General features: G+C 63.0%; 17 protein-coding genes, 1 other RNA gene and 1 pseudogene. 15 read left to right on the forward strand and 4 right to left on the reverse strand.

The genetic code is table 11. The features are described 5' to 3' along the window. Positions 1 to 21 precede the first annotated feature (21 nt). The 6 genes and pseudogenes from infB to FB481_RS01370 all read left to right on the forward strand — a co-directional run bounded on the left by infB (position 22) and on the right by FB481_RS01370 (position 7,573). Positions 22 to 2,511, forward strand: coding sequence for a translation initiation factor IF-2 (gene infB / locus FB481_RS01345; protein ID WP_093504131.1), 2,490 nt, complete (start codon positions 22 to 24; stop codon positions 2,509 to 2,511). A 109-nt stretch (positions 2,512 to 2,620) separates the two neighbouring features. Next, positions 2,621 to 3,028, forward strand: a complete 408-nt coding sequence (gene rbfA / locus FB481_RS01350) for a 30S ribosome-binding factor RbfA (RefSeq protein WP_013792669.1) — start codon at positions 2,621 to 2,623, stop codon at positions 3,026 to 3,028. A gap of 4 nt (positions 3,029 to 3,032) precedes the next feature. Beyond that, the gene (gene truB, locus FB481_RS01355) at positions 3,033 to 3,950 is read left to right on the forward strand and encodes a tRNA pseudouridine(55) synthase TruB (protein WP_093504130.1); all 918 of its coding nucleotides are present in this window, start codon (positions 3,033 to 3,035) and stop codon (positions 3,948 to 3,950) included. A gap of 139 nt (positions 3,951 to 4,089) precedes the next feature. Further along, positions 4,090 to 4,359, forward strand: a complete 270-nt coding sequence (rpsO, locus tag FB481_RS01360) for a 30S ribosomal protein S15 (protein ID WP_042554902.1) — start codon at positions 4,090 to 4,092, stop codon at positions 4,357 to 4,359. 206 nt (positions 4,360 to 4,565) lie between these two features. Beyond that, positions 4,566 to 6,671, forward strand: coding sequence for a polyribonucleotide nucleotidyltransferase (pnp, locus tag FB481_RS01365; protein ID WP_093504129.1), 2,106 nt, complete (start codon positions 4,566 to 4,568; stop codon positions 6,669 to 6,671). 150 nt (positions 6,672 to 6,821) lie between these two features. Continuing rightward, positions 6,822 to 7,573 (forward strand): annotated as a pseudogene (locus tag FB481_RS01370) (carbon-nitrogen hydrolase family protein). Positions 7,574 to 7,638: 65 nt separating this feature from the next. Here FB481_RS01370 and FB481_RS01375 read toward each other — a convergent pair. The 4 genes from FB481_RS01375 to FB481_RS01390 form a co-directional block, all read right to left on the reverse strand. Further along, positions 7,639 to 8,172: a BON domain-containing protein gene (locus tag FB481_RS01375; RefSeq protein ID WP_093504128.1), complete on the reverse strand. Its 534-nt coding sequence runs from the start codon at positions 8,170 to 8,172 to the stop codon at positions 7,639 to 7,641. Then, positions 8,169 to 8,762 (reverse strand): phosphoheptose isomerase, encoded by a 594-nt coding sequence (locus tag FB481_RS01380; protein WP_013792664.1) that lies wholly within the window; start codon positions 8,760 to 8,762, stop codon positions 8,169 to 8,171. Before FB481_RS01380 ends, FB481_RS01375 begins: the two co-directional genes overlap by 4 nt. Positions 8,763 to 8,863: 101 nt before the next feature. Continuing rightward, on the reverse strand, positions 8,864 to 9,262 hold the full coding sequence (locus FB481_RS01385) for a YraN family protein (protein WP_093504283.1): 399 nt from the start codon (positions 9,260 to 9,262) through the stop codon (positions 8,864 to 8,866). Continuing rightward, positions 9,222 to 10,979: a penicillin-binding protein activator gene (locus FB481_RS01390; protein ID WP_147174852.1), complete on the reverse strand. Its 1,758-nt coding sequence runs from the start codon at positions 10,977 to 10,979 to the stop codon at positions 9,222 to 9,224. Before FB481_RS01390 ends, FB481_RS01385 begins: the two co-directional genes overlap by 41 nt. 196 nt (positions 10,980 to 11,175) lie before the next feature. Between FB481_RS01390 and rsmI the strand changes: the two genes are divergently transcribed. From rsmI to mraY, 9 genes are all read left to right on the forward strand, one after another. Next, positions 11,176 to 12,048, forward strand: a complete 873-nt coding sequence (gene rsmI, locus FB481_RS01395) for a 16S rRNA (cytidine(1402)-2'-O)-methyltransferase (RefSeq protein WP_093504126.1) — start codon at positions 11,176 to 11,178, stop codon at positions 12,046 to 12,048. Positions 12,049 to 12,089: 41 nt separating this feature from the next. Further along, positions 12,090 to 12,439: RNase P RNA component class A (gene rnpB, locus FB481_RS01400), an RNA gene on the forward strand. A 302-nt stretch (positions 12,440 to 12,741) separates the two neighbouring features. Further along, complete coding sequence (mraZ, locus tag FB481_RS01405) at positions 12,742 to 13,197, forward strand: division/cell wall cluster transcriptional repressor MraZ (protein ID WP_013792660.1); 456 nt, start codon at positions 12,742 to 12,744, stop codon at positions 13,195 to 13,197. A 2-nt stretch (positions 13,198 to 13,199) separates the two neighbouring features. Further along, entirely contained in the window at positions 13,200 to 14,141 is a 942-nt protein-coding gene (rsmH, locus tag FB481_RS01410) for a 16S rRNA (cytosine(1402)-N(4))-methyltransferase RsmH (RefSeq protein WP_147174853.1), read from the forward strand. Then, positions 14,138 to 14,431, forward strand: a complete 294-nt coding sequence (gene ftsL, locus FB481_RS01415) for a cell division protein FtsL (protein WP_013792658.1) — start codon at positions 14,138 to 14,140, stop codon at positions 14,429 to 14,431. Before rsmH ends, ftsL begins: the two co-directional genes overlap by 4 nt. Continuing rightward, on the forward strand, positions 14,431 to 16,167 hold the full coding sequence (locus FB481_RS01420) for a penicillin-binding protein 2 (protein ID WP_167363138.1): 1,737 nt from the start codon (positions 14,431 to 14,433) through the stop codon (positions 16,165 to 16,167). Before ftsL ends, FB481_RS01420 begins: the two co-directional genes overlap by 1 nt. Beyond that, positions 16,167 to 17,630: a UDP-N-acetylmuramoyl-L-alanyl-D-glutamate--2,6-diaminopimelate ligase gene (locus tag FB481_RS01425; RefSeq protein WP_147174854.1), complete on the forward strand. Its 1,464-nt coding sequence runs from the start codon at positions 16,167 to 16,169 to the stop codon at positions 17,628 to 17,630. Before FB481_RS01420 ends, FB481_RS01425 begins: the two co-directional genes overlap by 1 nt. Further along, positions 17,623 to 19,002 (forward strand): UDP-N-acetylmuramoyl-tripeptide--D-alanyl-D-alanine ligase, encoded by a 1,380-nt coding sequence (murF, locus tag FB481_RS01430; RefSeq protein WP_147174855.1) that lies wholly within the window; start codon positions 17,623 to 17,625, stop codon positions 19,000 to 19,002. Before FB481_RS01425 ends, murF begins: the two co-directional genes overlap by 8 nt. Beyond that, the gene (gene mraY, locus FB481_RS01435; RefSeq protein ID WP_147174856.1) at positions 19,003 to 20,085 is read left to right on the forward strand and encodes a phospho-N-acetylmuramoyl-pentapeptide-transferase; all 1,083 of its coding nucleotides are present in this window, start codon (positions 19,003 to 19,005) and stop codon (positions 20,083 to 20,085) included. Positions 20,086 to 20,089 lie beyond the last annotated feature (4 nt).

Here is a 20,089-nt window from a genome sequence, read left to right on the forward strand (position 1 = left end):
ACGGCCTGAGGAGAGAAGTGCATGACGCAAGTCACGGTGAAAGAACTGGCCCAAGTGGTCGACACACCGGTAGAGCGCCTGCTGCAGCAGATGCGAGAGGCGGGTTTGCCGCACAGCAGTGCCGAGCAAGTTGTCACCGATAACGAAAAGCAGGCCCTGCTTGCTCACCTGAAGAGCAGCCACGGCGACAAGAAAGCCGAGGAACCGCGCAAGATTACCTTGCAGCGCAAGACCACCAGCACCCTCCGGGTTGCTGGTAGCAAGACCATCAGCGTTGAAGTGCGTAAGAAGAAGACCTTCGTCAAGCGCAGCAACGAAGAGATCGAAGCCGAGAAACAGCGCGAGCTCGAAGAGCAACGTGCTGCGGCGGAAGCTGCTCGCCTGAAGGCCGAGGAAGAAGCCAAGCGCCAGGCCGAAGAAGAAGCCAAGCGTCAGACGGCTGCAGCCCCGGCTGAGCGCGCTGTCGAAGCGACTGCGGCTCCGGCCACTGTCGATGCGCCAGTTGCCCCGGTTGTCGAGGAGCGCAAGAAAGAAGAGCCACGTCGTCCCGATAAGGCACGTAGCGACGATGCCGATCGTCGTGGTGGTGAGCGCAAGACCACTCAGCACCGCCCGACCGTCAAGGAAAAGGCACCTGCTCCACGTGTGGCGCCGCGTACCATCGACGAAGAGAGCGATGGCTTCCGTCGCGGTGGCCGTGGCAAGTCCAAGCTCAAGAAGCGCAACCAGCATGGCTTCCAGGCTCCGGCCGGCCCGGTGGTGCGTGAAGTGTCGATCGGCGAGACCATCACCGTGGGCGAACTGGCCCAACAGATGTCGGTGAAGGCTGCTGAAGTCATCAAGTTCATGTTCAAGATGGGCACGCCTGCCACCATCAACCAGGTGCTGGACCAGGAGACCGCTCAGCTGGTCGCCGAAGAGCTCGGCCACAAGGTCAAGCTGGTCAGCGACAACGCGCTCGAAGAGCAGTTGGCCGAGTCCCTGAAGTTCGAAGGTGAGGCGATTTCCCGTGCGCCGGTGGTGACCGTAATGGGTCACGTCGACCATGGTAAGACCTCGCTGCTCGACTACATTCGTCGTGCCAAGGTCGCGTCCGGTGAAGCCGGTGGTATCACGCAGCATATTGGTGCCTACCACGTGGAAACCGAGCGCGGCATGGTGACCTTCCTCGATACCCCTGGTCACGCTGCGTTCACTCAGATGCGCGCCCGTGGTGCCAAGGCTACCGACATCGTCATCCTCGTGGTGGCGGCCGATGACGGCGTGATGCCGCAGACCCAGGAAGCGGTTCAGCACGCGAAAGCGGCTGGCGTGCCGATCGTGGTCGCGGTTAACAAGATCGACAAGCCCGATGCCAACCCGGACAACATCAAGAACGGCCTGGCCGCACTCGACGTGATTCCGGAAGAGTGGGGCGGCGACGCACCCTACGTGCACGTCTCGGCCAAGATGGGTACCGGCGTGGACGAACTGCTCGAAGCAGTTCTGCTGCAGGCCGAAGTGCTCGAACTCAAGGCCATGCCGACGGCGCCTGGCCGTGGCGTGGTCGTCGAATCGCGTCTGGACAAGGGCCGCGGCCCTGTAGCCACCGTTCTGGTTCAGGACGGTACGCTGCGCCAGGGCGACATGGTGCTGGTCGGCTCCAACTACGGCCGCATCCGCGCCATGCTGGACGAAAATGGCAAGCCTGTTAAGGAAGCCGGCCCGTCCATCCCGGTCGAGATTCTCGGCCTGGACGGCACGCCTGAAGCCGGCGACGACATGACCGTCGTCGCCGACGAGAAGAAGGCTCGTGAGGTTGCGCTGTTCCGTCAGGGCAAGTTCCGCGAAGTGAAACTGGCTCGTGCCCACGCCGGCAAGCTGGAGAACATCTTCGAGAGCATGGGCCAGGAAGAGAAGAAAACCCTCAACATCGTTCTCAAGTCCGATGTGCGTGGTTCTCTCGAGGCACTGCAGGGCTCGCTCAGCACCCTGGGCAACGACGAAGTGCAGGTGCGCGTGGTCGGTGGCGGCGTCGGTGGTATCACCGAGTCCGATGCCAACCTGGCCCTGGCGTCGAACGCCGTGCTGTTCGGCTTCAACGTCCGTGCTGACGCTGGTGCGCGCAAGATCGTCGAGGCCGAAGGCCTGGACATGCGCTACTACAACGTCATCTACGACATCATCGAGGACGTCAAGAAGGCGCTCACCGGTATGCTCGGCAGCGACGTTCGCGAGAACATCCTCGGTATCGCCGAAGTGCGCGACGTATTCCGTTCGCCGAAGTTCGGTGCGGTCGCCGGTTGTATGGTGGTCGAGGGTACGGTTTACCGTAACCGTCCGATCCGCGTACTGCGCGACGACGTGGTGATCTTCGAAGGCGAGCTGGAGTCCCTGCGTCGCTTCAAGGACGATATGGCCGAAGTGCGTAACGGCATGGAGTGCGGTATCGCCGTGAAGAGCTACAACGACGTCAAGGTCGGCGACAAGATCGAAGTGTTCGAGAAAGTCCAGGTGGCTCGCAGCCTGTAATCGCGAGTCGCAACACGCAACGCCCGGCCCCGCATCTGCGCGGCCGGGCGTTTGCCGCTTTTGAGTCCGCTGCTTTTGCAGGCAGCGAGACGAGTGGAAGGTAGCAACGATGGCAAAAGACTACAGCCGTGCCCAGCGTATCGGCGACCAGATTCAACGCGAATTGGCGCAGCTGATTCGTACCGAAGTCAAAGACCCGCGCCTGGGTGGCCTGGTCACCGTTACCGCGGTCGATGTCAGCCGTGACGCCAGCCATGCCAAGGTGTTCGTCACCGTCATGGGCGCCGAGCCGCAGGAGGGTTCCGACCCCATCGCGCAGAGCCTCAAGGTGCTGAACGACGCCAGTGGTTTCCTGCGCATGCAGCTGGGCAAGGCGATGAAGCTGCGCAGCGTGCCGCACCTGCGTTTCCATTACGATGAAAGCATCGTGCGTGGTGCCCAGTTGTCGGCGCTGATCGAGCGTGCGGTGACCGAGGACAGCAAGCACGTTGACAGCGACACCGAGGCCAAGGAGTAAGCGCGTGGCCCAGGTTAAACGTATTCGTCGCAAGGTCGACGGCATCATCCTGCTCGACAAGCCCAAGGGCTTCAGCTCCAACGCGGCGTTGCAGAAGGTGCGCTGGTTGCTCAATGCCGAGAAGGCCGGGCACACCGGTAGCCTCGATCCGCTGGCCACCGGTGTGCTGCCGTTGTGCTTCGGCGAGGCGACCAAGTTCTCCCAGTACCTGCTCGATGCCGACAAGGGCTATGAGACGGTCATGCAGCTCGGCGTGACCACCACCACGGCCGATGCCGAGGGTGAGGTGATCGAGCGCCGCGAAGTGAATGTCGAAGCTTCGGACATCGAGGCGCTGCTGCCGCGTTTTCGCGGTGACATCCGCCAGGTGCCGCCGATGTATTCGGCGCTCAAGCGCGATGGCCAGCCGTTGTACAAACTTGCGCGTGCCGGAGAAGTAGTGGAGCGCGAGGCGCGTTCTGTTACTATTGCGCGCCTGGAGTTGCTGAGCAGTGCGGCCGACAAGGCGAGCCTGGCGGTGGACTGCAGTAAAGGTACCTATATCCGTACGCTGGTCGAGGATATCGGGCATCTGCTGGGCTGTGGTGCCCATGTCACCGAGCTGCGCCGTACCAAGGCCGGCCCGTTCGACCTGTCCCAGAGCGTCAGTCTGGATGAACTGCTGCAGGCCCATGAAGAGGGTGGCAACGAAGCCGTCGATCGCTTCCTGCTGCCGGTGGACAGCGGGCTGGAGCATTGGCCGCTGCTGAGCTTTTCGGAGCACAGTTCGTTCTATTGGCTGCAAGGGCAGCCGGTTCGCGCCGCGGACGCGCCGAAGTTCGGCATGGTTCGGGTGCAAGATCACAATGGTCGCTTCATCGGTATCGGTGAAGTGAGCGAAGACGGGCGCATTGCGCCGCGTCGTCTGATTCGGTCCGCGTGACCGTGGCGAACCGTTTCGGCGGTTCGTAACGAGGGTGGCTGTCAATAGGCACGGTCATACCTCCTTTTAAAACACGGGAAGCGATTCCCGGCCTATTGAGACTGCCCTTGCGACTGTCTCCAGATGAGAGGATGCCCACATGGCACTCAGCGTTGAAGAAAAAGCCCAGATCGTTAACGACTACAAGCAAGCTGAAGGCGATACCGGTAGCCCGGAAGTCCAGGTTGCTCTGCTGTCCGCCAACATCAACAAGCTGCAAGGCCACTTCAAGGCCAACGGCAAAGACCACCACTCGCGTCGTGGCCTGATCCGTATGGTCAACCAGCGCCGCAAGCTGCTGGACTACCTGAAGGGTAAGGACACCAGCCGTTACAGCGCCCTGATCGGTCGCCTGGGTCTGCGTCGCTAAGCAATGCTTAGTCGTCGTTGACCGCAAAAGCTGGAAGTGGGCTCGCCCCGCTTCCAGCTTTTGCGTTTATGCTTCATCCGTTTTACGCCGTACCGAAGCCCTAAGTCGCTTCATCTCAGGACAGCGCCGGGCCGACTCCCGAAGCGATTGCCCACGAATTCGCAAGAAACCGTTTCCCCAAAGGCAACAGAGAGAAGGAAAACACCGTGAACCCGGTAATCAAGAAATTTCAATTCGGTCAGTCGACCGTAACCCTCGAGACTGGCCGTATCGCCCGTCAGGCCTCCGGCGCCGTGCTGGTCACCGTCGACAACGACGTAACCGTGCTGGTCACCGTGGTAGGCGCCAAGTCGGCTGACCCGAGCAAAGGCTTCTTCCCGCTGTCCGTGCACTACCAGGAAAAGACCTACGCAGCCGGCAAGATCCCTGGCGGCTTCTTCAAGCGTGAAGCGCGCCCGAGCGAGAAGGAAACCCTGACCTCGCGCCTGATCGATCGTCCGATCCGCCCGCTGTTCCCGGAAGGCTTCCAGAACGAAGTGCAGGTCATTTGCACCGTGGTCTCCACCAGCAAGAAGACCGATCCGGACATCGCTGCGATGATCGGCACCTCCGCTGCCCTGGCCATCTCCGGCATTCCGTTCGACGGCCCCATCGGTGCCGCCCGTGTTGCCTACCACCCGGAAACCGGCTATCTGCTGAACCCGAACTACGAGCAGCTCAAGGCCTCGAGCCTGGACATGGTCGTGGCCGGCACCAAAGACGCCGTACTGATGGTCGAATCCGAAGCCAAAGAGCTGACCGAAGACCAGATGCTGGGTGCCGTGCTGTTCGCCCATGACGAATTCCAGGCCGTTATCCAGGCCGTTACCGAGCTGGCCGCCGAAGCGGGCAAGCCGCGTTGGGACTGGCAGCCTGCTGCTGCCAACACCAGCCTGCTGGACGCCATCCGCGCCGAGTTCGGTGCCGCGATCTCCGACGCCTACACCATCATCATCAAACAGGATCGCTATGCGCGCCTGGGCGAGCTGCGTGACCAGGTGGTTGCCAAGTTCTCTGGTGAGGAAGGTCAGCCGAGCGCTGGCGAAGTCAAAGACGCCTTCGGCGAAATCGAATACCGCACCGTGCGCGAGAACATCGTCAACGGCAAGCCGCGTATCGATGGTCGTGACACCCGTACCGTACGTGGCCTGAACATCGAAGTCGGTGTGCTGGACAAGACCCACGGTTCGGCCCTGTTCACCCGTGGCGAAACCCAGGCGCTGGTCGTGGCCACCCTCGGTACCGCCCGCGACGCACAGCTGCTCGACACCCTCGAAGGCGAGAAGAAAGACCCCTTCATGCTGCACTACAACTTCCCGCCCTACTCGGTGGGCGAGTGTGGTCGCATGGGCGCCACTGGTCGTCGTGAGATCGGTCACGGTCGTCTGGCTCGTCGTGGCGTTGCTGCCATGCTGCCGAGCGCTGACGAGTTCCCGTACACCATCCGTATCGTCTCGGAGATCACCGAATCCAACGGTTCGTCCTCCATGGCCTCCGTTTGCGGCGCTTCCCTGGCGCTGATGGACGCGGGTGTACCGATGAAGGCGCCGGTTGCCGGTATCGCCATGGGTCTGGTCAAGGAAGGCGAGAAATTCGCCGTTCTGACCGACATCCTCGGTGACGAAGACCACCTGGGCGACATGGACTTCAAGGTAGCTGGTACCGCCAATGGCGTCACCGCGCTGCAGATGGACATCAAGATCCAGGGCATCACCGAAGAGATCATGGAGATCGCCCTGAATCAGGCCCTGGAAGCGCGCCTGAACATCCTCGGCCAGATGAACCAGGTGATCGCCCAGTCGCGCAGCGAGCTGTCGGCCAACGCCCCGACCATGCTGGCGATGAAGATCGATCAGGACAAGATCCGTGACGTCATCGGCAAGGGCGGCGCCACCATCCGCGCCATCTGCGAAGAGACCAAAGCCTCGATCGACATCGAAGACGACGGCTCGATCAAGATCTTTGGCGAAACCAAGGAAGCCGCCGACGCTGCCAAGCAGCGCGTACTGGCGATCACCGCCGAGGCCGAGATCGGCAAGATCTACGTCGGCAAGGTTGAGCGCATCGTCGACTTCGGCGCCTTCGTCAACATCCTGCCGGGCAAGGACGGTCTGGTGCACATCTCCATGCTCAGCGATGCGCGCGTAGAGAAGGTCACTGACATCCTCAAGGAAGGTCAGGAAGTAGAAGTGCTGGTGCTGGACGTGGACAACCGCGGCCGTATCAAGCTGTCCATCAAGGACGTCGCCGCCGCCAAGGCCTCGGGTGTCTGATCCGGGCTGAAGTCGCGTAACGAGAAAGCCAGTCAGGGTGACCTGACTGGCTTTTTTATTATCCGTCGTCTGGCTGGCCGGCTTCTCTTGGCATTCTGCTGTGTTGAAACCAGCGGCTGGGATAAGGTGGCGCTTTTTCTGGAGAAGCCTATGGCATCCGTTATGGTTGCTGCCCAGTGTGTGGTTCGCGCTGGCGATCTCGAGGCCAATCTGGCCATGCATATACGTTTCATGCAGCACGCCGCTGAGCAGGGTGCCAGGTTGCTGGTTTTTCCTGAGTTATCGCTAACGGGATACGAGCCGACCTTGGCATGTGGCCTGGCGCAGGGGCCTGACAGCGGCCTGTTCGACCCTTTGCGCAGTATGGCCAGGGAGGCGGAGATGACCACGGTAGTCGGTGTTCCGCTACGTGTGCCTGGTCTCGACAAACCGCAAATCGCGGCCTGTGTCCTCAAAGGCGACGGTTCTCTGGGCGTATACACCAAGCAGCACCTGCATGCGGGAGAGGAGGTGTTCTTCTGTCCGGGGGCCGGCGGCGAGTTGCTGTGTATCGATGATCGGGCAGTGGCCTTGTCGGTATGCGCCGACTTCAGCCGCGCTGAGCATCCGGCTCAGGCCGCTGAGCGTGGCGCGCAAATTTATGCCTCTAGTTTGCTGATCGGCGAGGGCGGCTACGCCCACGACAGTGCATTGCTGCAGGGGTATGCGCAGCGCCATGGCATGGCTGTGCTGATGGTCAATCACGGTGGACCGACGGGGGCTGGGCGGCAGCCGGGCGTAGCGCATTCTGGGATGAGCAGGGGCGCTGCATTGCCGCAACAGCAGGCACGGGCAATCGTCTGCTGGTCATATCCAGGCAGGCCGATGGCTGGCACGGGCGCGATATCGTGCTGGCCTGCTGAACCGTCAGGCATAAAAAACGCCAGTCAGGCTCGGCCTAGCTGGCGTTTTTTATGGGGTGTGGCGGTTAGTCGGTGTACTGGAACAGCTTGATGACTTTCTGCACGCCCGAGGTGTTCTGCACCACGTTGCTGGCCGCGTTGGCCTCCTGGCGGCTGACCACGCCGAGCAGGTAGACGATGCCGTTTTCGGTGATCACCTTGACGCGGCTGCCCGGCACGCCGCTGTCAGCGAGCATCTGGGTCTTGATCTTGGTAGTCAGCAGCGAGTCGTTGCTACGTGCCAAGAGTGAACTGGGCTGCTGCACCTGCAGCTCGTTATGTACCTTGCGTACGCCCTGAACGCGGCGGGCGGCCTGCTCGGCTGTAGATTTCAGTTCAGCGCGGGGCGTTTGCCCGGCAAGCAGAATCACGCCGTTGTAGCTGGTCACCACGATGTGCGAGGTGGGGCTGGCAAGGTCGGCGTGAGCGCGGCTGATGGCGTTGGCCACATCCGGGCCGACGAACTGGTCGTCGATCTTGTTGCCAATGCTGCGGCTGCCGCAACCGCCCAAGATCAAGCTCAATGCCAAGGCGGCGAAGATCAGTGGTGAACGGGTCATTCTTCACTCCCAAACAGTTGACTGTCGATAAGGTCGCACAAGCAGTGGATGGCCAATAGATGGACTTCCTGAATGCGCGCCGTGACCTTCGACGGCACGCGAATTTCGACATCTTCGGGCAGCAGCAGCGAGGCCATGCCGCCGCCGTCGCGGCCGGTCAGGGCGACCACGGTCATTTCCCGGTCATGGGCAGCCTGGATGGCTTGAATGACGTTGGCGGAGTTGCCGCTGGTGGATATGGCCAGCAGCACGTCGCCGGGTTGACCCAGGGCGCGGATCTGCTTGGAAAAGACTTCGTTATAGCTGTAATCGTTGGCGATCGAGGTGATCGTCGAGCTGTCGGTAGTCAGGGCGATCGCCGGCAGGCTGGGGCGCTCGCGCTCGAAGCGGTTGAGCAGCTCCGAAGAAAAGTGCTGCGCATCGCCGGCCGAGCCACCATTGCCGCAGGAGAGAATCTTGCCCTCGCTGAGCAGCGCCTGAACCATCACCTGGCTGGCGTGCTCGATGAACGGAGGCAGCACCTCCATGGCGTGGTGCTTGGTTTCGATGCTGGCTTGAAACAGCTGGCGAATACGGGCTTGCATGTCCATGTAGAGCTTTGACCTTGACTATAACGAGGCCGCGGCCGCTGGGCGCGTGGCGCTGTCGTTGGAAAGGGCGGTGAATCAGGGCATCTCAGCGAGCAAGTGCTTCAACTGTCGAAGGCGTTTCTGATCCATTGCAGTGATGCGGGTGTGCCATGGCCTACGGCTATGACATCGAAACGGCAGGGATGTTTGGCCCAGCGCTTCTCCTGTTGCAGAAATTGCGTAGCGGTGGCGATCAGTTTGTCACGCTTGCGCCAGTCGACGCTTTCCACCGCGCCACCCCAGGCGCTGTGCTTGCGGTAGCGCACTTCGGCGAATACTACTGTATCGCCATCGAGCATGACCAGATCGAGTTCGCCGCGCTTGCCGCGCCAGTTCTGCTCTATCAGGCGCAGGCCATGGTCTTGCAGATGCTCGCGGGCGAGGGCTTCGGCCGCTCGCCCGCTGACATGGCGCGGATCGTCACTCAATGTTGGCGTCGGGCAGGCGCTGAACCTGGCCATTGCTGAATTGTGCCCAGGGCAGCTGACGCTCGACGCGCTGCGAGGCGCCCAGGCTCAGGTTGCCGGACAGGCCTTCGACGCGGCTGTCGGGCAGGGTCTTGAGCTGATCCAGGCGCGGTGCCAGGCGGAAGGCGTCGACGCCCATGGCGTACAGCCGGCCCAGGCTGCCACCGGCCTGCGGCCACTGGCTGTTGACCTGCTGGCGCAGCGGGTCGTTGGCATCCAGCAGCCACGGGGTTTCGCAGAAGCGTATGCCGTCCAGGTCGCGGTACTGGGCTGCGCTCATGCTGCCGCTGAACAGATGCGAGGTGGCGTACACCGGTACGTCGCCGGCGTATTGGTAGGCCAGGGTCGGTTTGATCTGCTGGGCCTGTTGCGGTGTGGCGGCGAGGAAGATGAAATCCACGTCCTGACGGCGCGAAGTGCCGTTTACCTGCATCAGGCGGGCGACCTGGCTGGCCATGTCCACCGGCTGATCAATCTGCTCGGCGCCCAGGAAGGTGCCGCCGGCGGCTTGCCAACTCTGGCGGAAGGCATCCAGCACGCGGTTGCCCCAATCGCCCTTGGGTACCAGCGCGACGGCACTGCGCTTGCCATCGGCCCAGGCGCGGCGGGCGACTTCACGGGCTTCGTCTTCGGCGGCCAGGCCGAACTGGAACAGCTGGGCCGGGTTCTTGGCGCTTGGATCGGCATAATTCAGGGCCAGGGTGGTGATCGGCAGCTGATCGCGGTTGCCCAGCTGGGTAACCAGGTTCTTCTCCAGCGGGCCGATCACCAGCTCTACGCCGTCAGCCTGGGCCTGGCGATAAAAGTCGTCCAGCGAGCTGAGGCGGGCGCTGTCGTAAAACTGGATCTGCGGCGGCTTCTCACCAGCTTGCTGGGCTTGGTAGTGTGCGGCCAGGAAACCGTCACGCAGGGCACGCGACACCGAAGCCAGCTGGCCTTCCTGGGGCAGCAGCAGGGCGATCTTTTCCAGCGGCTTGCTGGACAGGGCGCGCAGGTCGGCGAGGGCCTTGGGCAGCTGCTGGGCGGCCGGGTGGTTGGGGTGCTTGGCCAGCCAGTTGTCGATGGCGTCCTGTTGCTGTTTGAGCGTGCCGACGGTTTTCGCCACCTGGGCCAGCGACAGCCAGCCAGCCAGGTCGGCGTCATCGGCGGTCGCAGCAGGCTCGGTCGGCAGGCTGGAGACCAGGCTCCAGATATGGTCCTGATTGCGCTGCGCTTCGTCGCCGCTCAACAGCGGGGCGATGAATACGCGCTCGCGGGCGGCGGCGAGAACCTGGCCGTCCTTTTCCAGCGCGTTGGCGCGGGCCAGCTGGGTGCGGGTCTGCTGTTCGACCGGCAGTTCGCCGAGGCGCTCCAGGCTGGGGTGGTTCAGGGCGGCGAGGGCGGCCTTGGCGTCGTTGCGCATCAGGGCCAGTTCGGCCTTGAGGGTGCTGGCATAGATCTGCTGCGCCGGTTTGAGCAGTTGCAGGTCGACCTGCCCGAGAATGCTTTCGGCGCGTTGCGTGTTGCCCTGCTTGGCAGCCAGGTCGGCGGCCGACAGGCGCAGCAGTTGGGCCTCTTCGTTCTGGCTGGTGCCGGCTTTCTGGAGCATCTGCTCCACGCTGGCCTGGGGTGTGCGCGGCAGTTCGCCAAGGTTCGAGGAGGGCGAGCTGCTGCAGGCAACGAGCAGGCCGGCTAGGCAGAGTGCAGAGAGCGGACGCAGGCAGGCAATCATGTAAGCGATTCCGGGTCTTGAGCAAATGAACGCCGGATTGTACCCAAGGCACCGCCTTGGCGCGACGCTGAAGGTGTTAACCGGTACGCAGAGGTCGCAGGCGCTCGTATTGCGCCCGTATTGGTGGTGCAGTTCTGCCCTGGCGGTTGGCTCGCGTTACAATGGCGGCTTTCCGCTTATTTAAAGAGGCATTGCCGTGACTGCTAATGAAGCACCCCGAAGCGCCGCGGGCACCCTGTTCGTGGTGGCGACGCCCATTGGCAATCTCGACGATCTCAGTGCCCGGGCCTTGAAGGTGCTTGGCGATGTGGCGCTGATCGCCGCTGAAGACACCCGGCACTCGGCGCGCCTGATGCAGCACTTCGGTATCGGTACACCGCTGGCGGCCTGCCATGAGCACAACGAGCGCGATGAAGGCAATCGGTTCATCGAGCGCCTGCTGGCGGGAGACGATGTGGCGCTGATTTCCGATGCCGGCACGCCGCTGATTTCCGACCCGGGCTATCACCTGGTGCGCCAGGCCCGGGCCGCCGGGGTTCGCGTGGTTCCGGTGCCTGGTGCCTGCGCACTGATCGCGGCACTGTCGGCTGCCGGCCTGCCGTCCGATCGCTTCGTCTTCGAAGGCTTTCTGCCAGCCAAGACGGTCGGGCGGCGGGCCCGCCTCGAGCTGGTTCGCGAGGAGCCGCGCACGCTGATCTTCTATGAAGCGCCGCATCGCATCCTCGAGTGCCTGCAGGACATGCGCGAGGTGTTTGGCAGCGAGCGCCAGGCGCTGCTGGCCCGGGAGCTGACCAAGACGTTCGAGACCCTGCAGGGCATGCCGCTAGAGCAGTTGTGCGAGTGGGTGGCGGCCGATGCCAATCAGCAGCGTGGCGAATGCGTGGTGCTGGTTGCCGGCTGGCAGGCGCCCGAAGACGAGGCGGCGGTAAGCGTCGAGGCGCTGCGCGTGCTCGATCTGCTGCTTGCCGAAATGCCGCTCAAGCGTGCGGCAGCACTGGCCGCGCAGATCACCGGCGCGCGCAAGAACCTGCTCTATCAGGCAGCTTTGGAGCGTCAACAGGACGGTTGACCTTGTTCTAGGCGTGCGCCAGCGGTTACCCTACGCGGCGGAGAGTCGATCGGACAGTCGCTGCCTTCCATCTGGAAGGGGGAGGAAAGTCCGGGCTCCATAGGGCGGAGTGCCAGGTAATGCCTGGGAGGCGTGAGCCTACGGAAAGTGCCACAGAAAATAACCGCCTAAGCGCTTCGGCGCCGGTAAGGGTGAAAAGGTGCGGTAAGAGCGCACCGCACGGCTGGTAACAGTCCGTGGCTAGGCAAACCCCACTCGGAGCAAGACCAAATAGGGTTCCATTGGCGTGGCCCGCGCTGGAACCGGGTAGGTTGCTAAAGACGTGCAGTGATGTACGTCGTAGAGGAATGGCTGTCCTCGACAGAACCCGGCTTATAGATCGACTCTCCACCTCCTTACTGCTTTTGCTTCTCCTCCTCATTTCTAATACCGAAAAAATCTTACTCTTAACAAACTACTTTAAGTTCGTTGAGTAGGTTCTTGTATGTGGTTGTTTTTTAGCCATCTTTCCGGCTTTGGGCGCTCGTCCCACTTCTTATTTATTCGCTAAATCTCCGTTCTATAAGGAATTTTCCGTTCTGGCCCGCCTTGACGGTGGGGTATGCGCGTTCCTATAGTGTGCTCCGGTGGTAAAAAGTGGCATGAAGTGGGTTTTTTTGGATGCGGATGGCTGATTAAAGGGGAAACGCGATCGTGTTTCGCGGAGCTAACGCCATAAGTCTTGACGCCAAGGGGCGGCTCGCGATGCCAAGTCGGTATCGGGATGAGCTCGTTTCGCGTTCGGCTGGCCAGCTCATCGTCACCATCGACGCCATCGATCCCTGCCTTTGTGTCTACCCGCTGCCGGAGTGGGAAATCATCGAGAACAAGCTGCGCGAACTGGCCTCCTTCCGTGAAGAGAACCGTCGCCTGCAACGTCTGCTGATTGGTAATGCCGTCGACCTCGAACTGGATGGCAGCGGTCGTTTCCTGGTTCCACCGCGGTTGCGCGAATACGCCAAACTGGACAAGCGCGCGATGCTGGTGGGGCAGCTCAATAAATTTCAACTGTGGGATGAGGATTCCTGGAACGCCGTGGCTGATGCCGATCTGGCCGCCATCAAACAACCGGGTGCTCTTTCCGATGACCTTCGTGACCTGATTCTGTGAACATGACCTCTACCTTCCGCCATATCACCGTGTTGCTCGAGGAAGCCGTTGCGGCGCTCTCGCTGCGCACCGATGGCTGCTATGTGGATGGCACGTTCGGGCGGGGTGGGCACAGCCGGCTGATCCTGGAGAGGATTGGGCCAGGCGGTCGCTTGCTGGGGTTCGACAAGGACCCTCTCGCAATCGCGACTGGAAATACGCTAGCGGCCGAAGACGGCCGCTTTGTCGTTGTACAGAGAAGCTTTGCGGAACTTGCCGACGAGCTCGCTGTCCGCGGCCTGGCCGGTCAGGTCAGCGGCATTCTGCTGGATCTTGGCGTGTCCTCGCCGCAGCTGGATGATGCCGAGCGCGGTTTCAGCTTCCTGAATGACGGCCCCCTGGACATGCGCATGGATCCGTCGCGCGGCGTCAGCGCGGCGCAGTTCATCGCTACTGCCGACGAAGACGAAATCGCCCGCGTATTCAAGGAATACGGCGAGGAGCGTTTCGCCAAGCGCATGGCTCGCGCCGTGGTTGCCCGTCGCCAGGAGCAGCCGTTCGAGCGCACCGCCGATCTGGCCCAGGTGCTGACAGTGGCCAATCCCGCCTGGGAGAAGGGCAAGAACCCGGCAACCCGCGCCTTCCAGGGGCTGCGCATTCACGTCAATAACGAACTGGGTGATCTGGAGCGCGGCCTCGATGCGGCGCTGGAGAATTTGGAAATCGGTGGTCGTCTGGTGGTCATCAGTTTCCACTCTCTGGAAGACCGTATCGTCAAACAGTTCATGCGCAAGCACGCCAAGGGCGAGATGGACAAGCTGCCGCGTGATCTGCCGATCATTCCGAAAGCCTTCGAGCCACGCCTGAAGCTGATCGGCAAGCCGCAGTTCGCCTCCGAGGCCGAGCTCAAGGCCAACCCACGTTCGCGCAGTGCGGTCATGCGTGTCGCGGAGAAGCTGCGATGAGCGGCGTGGGCGCCAAGCGCTTCCCCAAGGGCAGCCTGCTGATGCTGGTGCTGTTCATCGCCGTGCTGGGCTCCGCGCTGGCGGTGTCCTACAGCGCGCACTGGAATCGTCAACTGCTCAACAGCTTGTACGGCGAGCTCAGCGTGCGCGACAAGGCGCAGGCCGAGTGGGGCCGTTTGATCCTCGAGCAGAGCACCTGGACCGCCCACAATCGTATCGAGACCCTGGCCAGCGAACAGCTGAAAATGCGCATTCCCGACGCCGCCGAAGTGCGCATGGTGGCGCCATGATGAAGCTCGAGGGTGCTCTGTACCCATGGCGTTTCCGTCTAGTCATGTTGCTGCTGGCGCTGATGGTCGCGGCCATCGCCGCACGTATCTTCGAGCTGCATGTGTTCGACCATGACTTCCTCAAGGCTCATGGCGATGCGCGTAGCGTGCGACATATCCCGATTCCGGCGCATCGTGGCCTGATTACCGACCGTAACGGCGAGCCGCTGGCGGTCAGTACGCCGGTCACCACGCTGTGGGCCAACGGCAAGGAGCTGCAGGCTGGCAAGGCGCAGTGGCCGGTGCTGGCAGCGGCCCTGGGCCAGGAGCCCAATGCCTTCGCACAGCGTCTGCAGGCCAACGCTGAGCGCGAGTTCATGTACCTGGTGCGCGGCCTGACCCCCGAGCAGGGTCAACGCGTGCTCGACCTCAAGGTGCCGGGCGTCTACTCCATCGAAGAGTTTCGTCGTTTCTATCCGGCCGGCGAAGTCACAGCGCACATGGTCGGCTTTACCGATATCGACGACCACGGTCGCGAAGGTGTCGAGCTGGCGTTCGAAGACTGGCTGGCCGGCGTGCCGGGCAAGCGTCAGGTGCTCAAGGATCGCCGCGGTCGTCTGATCCGCGATGTGCAGGTCACCCAGAATGCCAAGGCCGGCAAGTCGCTGGCGCTGTCCATCGACCTGCGTCTGCAGTATCTGGCGCACCGTGAACTGCGCAACGCGCTGGTCGAGTTCGGCGCCAAGGCCGGCAGCCTGGTGATGCTCGACGTGAAGACCGGTGAAATCCTCGCCATGGTCAATCAGCCGACCTACAACCCCAACAACCGTCGCAACCTGCAACCGGCGGCCATGCGTAACCGCGCCATGATCGACGTGTTCGAGCCGGGTTCGACCATGAAGCCGTTCTCCATGAGCGCCGCCCTGGAAACTGGGCGCTGGAAACCGACCGACAAGGTCGATGTGCAGGGCGGTACGCTGCAGATCGGCCGTTACACCATCAAGGACGTATCGCGCGCGCCGGAAGGTGTGCTGGATCTGACCGGCATTCTGATCAAGTCCAGTAACGTGGGCATGAGCAAGGTCGCCTTCGATATTGGCGGCGCGGCTATTTATGACGTGATGCAGCAGGTCGGCCTCGGTCAGGACACCGGCCTGAGTTTCCCTGGCGAGCGCGTCGGCAACCTGCCCAACCACCGTGAGTGGCGCAAGGCGGAAACCGCGACCCTGTCCTACGGTTACGGCCTGTCCGTGACCGCCGTGCAGCTGGCCCACGCCTATGCGGTGCTCGGCAATAACGGTCGTAGCGTACCGATGTCGCTGACCCGCACCGACAGCGTACGTGACGGCGTGCAGGTGATTCCTGAAGACGTCGCCCACACCCTGCAGGGCATGCTGCAACAGGTTATCGAGGCCCCAGGTGGCGTGTTCCGCGCTCAGGTTCCGGGTTACCACGTGGCCGGCAAGAGTGGCACGGCGCGCAAGACCGCCTCGGGTACCAAAGGCTACCAAGCCAATGCCTATCGCTCGCTGTTCGCCGGCTTCGCACCAGCCAGCAACCCACGCATCGCGGTGGCCGTGGTCATCGACGAGCCGAGCAAGAGCGGCTACTTCGGCGGCCTGGTATCGGCACCGGTATTCAGCCGCGTCATGGCCGGCGGCCTGCGCCTGATGAACATTACCCCGGACAACCTGCCCGAAACCGCCGCGGCGAAAGCCGATGCGCCGGCGGCGGCTAGCAATGGAGGGCGCGGCTGATGCCCATGCCATTGAATCAGCTTCTGCCTCAGGCCAGCAGCGGCGTACTGATCCGCGAATTGACCCTCGACAGCCGCCAGGTGCGCCCAGGCGACCTGTTCCTGGCCGTGCCCGGTACTCGTCAGGACGGTCGCGTACATATCGCCGATGCAATTTCCCGCGGTGCGGCGGCAGTTGCTTATGAAACCGACGGCTCGCTGCCGATGACTGCCGAAAGCGCCGAGCTGGTCGCCATCAAGGGCCTGGCCGGCCAACTGTCGGCCATCGCCGGGCGCTTCTATGGCGAGCCGAGCCGCGGCCTGCACATGGTCGGCATCACCGGCACCAACGGTAAAACCAGCGTCAGCCAGCTGCTGGCCCAGGCGCTGGATCTGCTCGGCGAACCCTGCGGCATCGTTGGCACCCTCGGCAACGGCTTCTACGGCGCGCTGGCCCAGGGCATGCACACCACGCCGGATCCGATCGGCGTACAGGCGACTCTGGCTGGTCTTAAGAAGCAAGGTGCCCGTGCGATCGCCATGGAAGTGTCGTCCCATGGCCTGCATCAGGGCCGCGTGGCCGCTCTGGATTTCGACGTGGCGGTGTTCACCAACCTGTCGCGCGATCACCTCGACTACCACGGTTCGATGCAAGCCTATCAGGCTGCCAAGGCTGCACTGTTCGCCTGGCCTAGCCTGCGCGCTCGCGTTATCAATCTTGACGACGCCATGGGTCGCGAACTGGCTGCTCAGGAGCGTGACTCCCGGCTGATCGGTTACAGCCTGCAGGATTCGAGCGCCTACCTATTCTGCCGCGACATTCATTTCGACGACCAGGGCGTGCGGGCTACGCTGGTCACCCCACGTGGCGAAGGCAGCCTGCGCAGTTCGCTACTGGGCCGCTTCAACCTGAGCAATCTGCTGGCCGTGGTCGGTGCTCTGGTCGCCATGGACTACCCGCTGGACGAAATTCTCAAGGTGTTGCCGTGTCTGCAGGGGCCGATTGGCCGCATGCAGCGCCTAGGCGGCCAGGACGCGCCGCTGGTGGTGGTCGACTACGCCCACACCCCGGACGCGCTGGAGCAGGTGCTGGGTGCACTGCGCCCCCATGTGACCGGCCGCCTGCTGTGCCTGTTCGGTTGCGGCGGTGACCGTGATCGCGGCAAGCGCCCGCTGATGGCTGAAGTGGTCGAGCGCCTGGCCGATGCCGCGCTGGTTACCGACGACAACCCACGTACTGAAGCGCCCGCACAGATTTTCGACGACATTCGCGAAGGCTTCCGTAGCGCTGATCAGGTCCGCTTCGTACACGGCCGTGGCGATGCAATCGCCCAGCTGATTGGCGAAGCCCAGGTCGGCGATGTGGTGGTGTTGGCCGGCAAGGGCCATGAGGACTATCAGGAAATCGACGGCGTCCGCCAGCCGTTTTCCGATCTGCAGCAAGCCAGCCGCGCGCTGGATGCATGGGAGGCGGCACATGCTTAAGGCCCTGCGGTTGAGCGACGTGGCAAGTGCTCTGAGTGGCCGTGTGGTTGGTGCCGACTGCGCCTTCTCGGCGGTCAGCACCGACAGCCGCAGCCTCGTGCCGGGCCAGCTGTTCGTGGCCCTGAGCGGCCCGCGCTTCGACGGCCATGACTACCTGGCCCAGGTCGCTGCCAAGGGCGCCGTCGCTGCGCTGGTGTCGCGCGAAGTGGCGGGCGTTGACCTGCCGCAGCTGGTCGTCGCCGACACCGCCCTGGCGCTCGGCCAGCTCGGCGCGCTCAATCGTCAGGCCTACGGCGGCTTACTGGCAGCCGTGACCGGTTCCAGCGGCAAGACCACGGTCAAGGAAATGCTCGCGGCCATCCTGCGTGCAGCCTTTGCCCAAGACGGCGGCGCCGTGCTGGCGACCCGTGGCAACCTCAATAATCAACTGGGTGTACCGCTGACTCTGCTGGAGCTGGGCCCGCAGCACACCGGCGCAGTGATCGAGCTCGGCGCTTCGGGTATCGGCGAGATCGCCTACACCGTTGGCTTGACCAAGCCGCAGGTGGCCATCATTACCAATGCCGGTAACGCCCACGTCGGTGAGTTCGGCGGCCCTGAGAACATCGTGCTGGCCAAGGGCGAGATCATCGAAGGCCTGAGCGATAATGGCGTGGCCGTGCTTAATCGTGACGACGTGGCGTTCGAGCGCTGGGTCAAGCGCGCTACCGGCCGCCGCGTACTGAGCTTCGCCCTGCGCGACGCCAGTGCTGACTTCCATGCCCGTGAGCTGAGCCGCGATCCGCGCGGCTGCCCGGCGTTCACGCTGTTCTGCCACGAAGGCCAGGCCCGCGTGCAACTGAATCTGCTTGGCGAGCACAACGTGGCCAATGCACTGGCCGCTGCCGCTGCCGCCCATGCCCTGGCGGTGCCGCTGGTGGCCATCAAGAACGGTCTCGAGAGCCTGCTGCCGGTCAAGGGCCGCGCCGTGGCGCAACTGGCGCAAAACGGCGCCCGGGTGATCGACGATACCTACAACGCCAACCCGGCTTCGATCTGCGCCGCCATCGACATCCTTACCGGCTTTGCCGGTCGCAAGGTGCTGGTGCTGGGCGACATCGGCGAGCTGGGCGAGTGGTCCGAGCAGGGCCACCGCGAAGTGGGCGAATACGCCCGCGGCCGCGCCGACGTGCTGTACGCGGTTGGCTCGCAGATGAAACACGCCGTGCAGGCCTTTGGCGCCGAGGGTCGGCATTTCGCCGATCAGGCCGCGCTGATCGACGCGGTACGCGCCGAGCCCGGCGACAGCACCATTCTAATTAAAGGTTCACGCAGCGCCGCGATGGAAAACGTCGTCGCCGCCTTGTGTGGCGACAGTGGGGAGAGTCACTAAATGCTGCTGCTGCTGGCAGAGTATCTGCAACAGTTCTACAAGGGCTTCGCGGTCTTTCAGTACCTGACCCTGCGCGGGATTCTCGGCGTGCTGACCGCGCTGGTGCTGGCGCTGTGCCTGGGCCCGTGGATGATCCGTACCCTGCAGATCCGCCAGATCGGCCAGACCGTGCGTAACGACGGCCCGCAATCGCACCTGTCCAAGAAAGGCACGCCGACCATGGGTGGCGCGCTGATCCTCTCGGCCATTGCCATCAGCACCCTGCTGTGGGCTGACCTGAGCAACCGTTACGTGTGGGTCGTGCTGATCGTCACCCTGCTGTTCGGCGCCATCGGCTGGGTCGACGACTACCGCAAGGTGATCGAGAAGAACTCGCGCGGCCTGCCGAGCCGCTGGAAGTACTTCTGGCAGTCGGTGTTCGGCATTGGCGCTGCTGTCTTCCTTTATATGACTGCGCAGAGCCCGATCGAAACCACCTTCATCGTGCCGCTGCTCAAGGATGTCAGCATCCCGCTGGGCATCGGTTTCGTGGTGCTGACCTATTTCGTGATCGTCGGCTCCAGCAACGCGGTGAACCTCACCGACGGCCTCGACGGCCTGGCGATTCTGCCCACCGTAATGGTCGGCGGCGCCCTGGGCATCTTCTGCTACCTGTCGGGCAACGTGAAGTTCGCCGAATACCTGCTGATTCCCTACGTGCCGGGCGCTGGCGAGCTGATCGTGTTCTGCGGCGCGCTGATCGGCGCCGGCCTGGGCTTTCTGTGGTTCAACACCTACCCAGCGCAGGTGTTCATGGGCGACGTCGGCGCGCTGGCGCTGGGCGCCGCGCTGGGCACCATCGCCGTGATCGTGCGTCAGGAAATCGTGCTGTTCATCATGGGTGGCGTGTTCGTGATGGAAACCCTGTCGGTGATCATCCAGGTCGCCAGCTTCAAGCTGACCGGCAAGCGCGTGTTCCGCATGGCACCGATTCACCACCATTTCGAGTTGAAGGGTTGGCCCGAGCCACGGGTCATCGTTCGTTTCTGGATCATCACCGTCATTCTGGTGCTGATCGGCCTCGCTACTTTGAAACTGCGTTGAGGAG

It is taken from the genome of Pseudomonas sp. AG1028 (genome assembly GCF_007993955.1).
GTDB lineage: Bacteria > Pseudomonadota > Gammaproteobacteria > Pseudomonadales > Pseudomonadaceae > Aquipseudomonas > Aquipseudomonas straminea.